Origin of the sequence: Mordavella massiliensis (assembly GCF_016901695.1) — a bacterium.
GTDB classification, from domain to species: domain Bacteria; phylum Bacillota; class Clostridia; order Lachnospirales; family Lachnospiraceae; genus Claveliimonas; species Claveliimonas massiliensis_A.
The window spans coordinates 1-1,892 of record NZ_JACJKS010000042.1; the positions used below are offsets into that span (position 1 = coordinate 1).

The 1,892-nt window shown below is 50.3% G+C and carries 2 protein-coding genes; both read left to right on the forward strand.

The annotated features are described in order from the left end of the window. The first annotated feature begins 57 nt into the window (after nt 1–57). On the forward strand, nt 58–1,374 hold the full coding sequence (locus tag H6A20_RS12950) for an ISL3 family transposase (RefSeq protein WP_204907514.1): 1,317 nt from the start codon (nt 58–60) through the stop codon (nt 1,372–1,374). Next, nucleotides 1,371–1,703 carry a hypothetical protein gene (locus H6A20_RS12955; RefSeq protein ID WP_204907515.1) on the forward strand — a complete coding sequence of 111 codons (333 nt, stop codon included), beginning with the start codon at nt 1,371–1,373 and terminating at the stop codon, nt 1,701–1,703. Before H6A20_RS12950 ends, H6A20_RS12955 begins: the two co-directional genes overlap by 4 nt. The last annotated feature ends 189 nt before the right edge of the window (nt 1,704–1,892 follow it).

Consider the following 1,892-nt stretch of genomic DNA (forward strand, 5'->3'; position numbering starts at 1 on the left):
TTTGTTATTATCTTGTTGAACCAATAATACATTTCAAAGGAGGTAGCTAAAGCAGCTATGAAAACAAGTAATTATCTGGCAAAACTGCCACAGGAAGCAACTATCAAAAGCATCCAGGTCCTCAAGGACTACGACCTCATCACTCTCGATGTACCTATAGCCAGTCAGAGACTGTGTCCTCACTGCGGTTCCAATGACTGTGTCATCAAGGACTCCGGTACCATGCAGACCGTCAGGCACATCCCCTGTAACCATCGCGGTACCGTCGTCTCCTTCCACAAGCGCAGGCTCCTGTGCAAGGACTGTCACTCCTCTTTTTACGAGACTCCCTACTGGATCCATCCCTCTCTTCGCATGACACAGGCTCTCTATGACTCCATTCTCCTGGACCTGATCCACCCTCTCTCTTTCTCCGAGGTCGCAAGGCGCAACCACGTCCCACAAAGCACCGTCCAGTCTGTCTTTCAGTCCATCCACTTCGGCCGGCCAGCCAAACTCCCGGAAACCATCTGTATTGATGAATTCAAAGGCAACAGTGGTGTATGGAGCTCCAAGTCTCACCGGTGGTATCTCAATAAATACCACTGCGGCATCTCTGACGGCGACTCACACTCTGTCATCGATGTCCTGGACCAGATCTCCGGCGTCTATCTGAACAAGTACTTCCACCAGTTCTCTTTAGAGCAGAGGAAACGGGTGAAATACTTCTGCTGTGACATGAGCAACGGCTTTGTCTCTGTCTCCAGGAAGAACTTCCCTAACGCCAGGATCTGCATCGATCCCTTCCATGTCATCAAGCGCCTGGGTGACATGGTGGATGATGTCCGGCTCCGCTATCAGCGCCAGTTCCAGGATGCCGGGGACACGGAGAACCTCAAAAAACTAAAAGGTATCATCCGCCTCCTGAAGACCAGAGAAGATAACCAGGTAAAATACTGGGGCGCTCGTTTTAACGAAAACAAGCAGCGCCTCCAAGATGCCTTTGACGTGGCTCCGGATCTTCTGGAAGCTTATGATGCCCTCCAGTTCTTCCACGATATCCTTGCTTCCTGGCCCTACTCTGTCCAGTACGAGGAGCTGACAGAATGGATCAAACAGTATACCGCCTCTGAGGTGGAGGAGATCCACTCCGCAGCCTGCACGATCCGCCACTGGCGGGGGTACATCCAGAACAGCTGGAAGTACGGCAAATCCAATGGCCTAAGCGAAGGGCTGAACAACAAGGTCAAGGTTCTGAAACGGGTGGCCTTCGGCCTGCACAGCTTTGAAGGTTTCCGCAAGCGGATTCTCCTTACCTGCGGTAAACTCAGGCTTTCCAAGGATCCTCTGTCTGTCCTTGAAGAGGCCAGGAATGGAAAGGAGATACGCTTATGATCCCCGACAGAAATTTCCTGCGCCGCTGCGCACATAAGAATCAACTATCTCTCCCTCTTGAACTGGAAGACTGGCTCCTCGTCCACTTTGAGGATGAACCCTATGAGGATTTCAACACGGCGTCCGTCCTCGAGGACATGATCTGTATGTACTGTCAATCTTACGAGAACGGCAGACTGGATGTGGCCATCCCGGATCCTGTGACACGCTTAAAGGAACGCTGTGAAGATCTGAAAGATCTGATCACGGATCTTCGGGTGGATATCAGTTATCTCCAGGGCCTGTGTGATGACTACGAGCGCATCCTGAAAGAGCATGGACTGCTCTGATCAGAGCCACTATAGTCCCGACTCTGGAGGTGATACATAAAAAAGCCCACCAAAAAAAGGCCTGTTAAAGCCTCCCGTAGTCCATCATTTGATGATCTATGCAGTTATTAATAGTCTCATTTTTACCTGATTTTTGAGCGTATCTCCTGTCAGGTCTGTTTACTATACACTTTTTTAAGAAGTATCCAT

Coding starts and splice junctions, on each gene's coding strand:
- H6A20_RS12950 (WP_204907514.1), top strand. CDS start 58: ATGAAAACAAGTAATTATCTGGCAAAACTGCCACAGGAAGCAACTATC.
- H6A20_RS12955 (WP_204907515.1), top strand. CDS start 1,371: ATGATCCCCGACAGAAATTTCCTGCGCCGCTGCGCACATAAGAATCAA.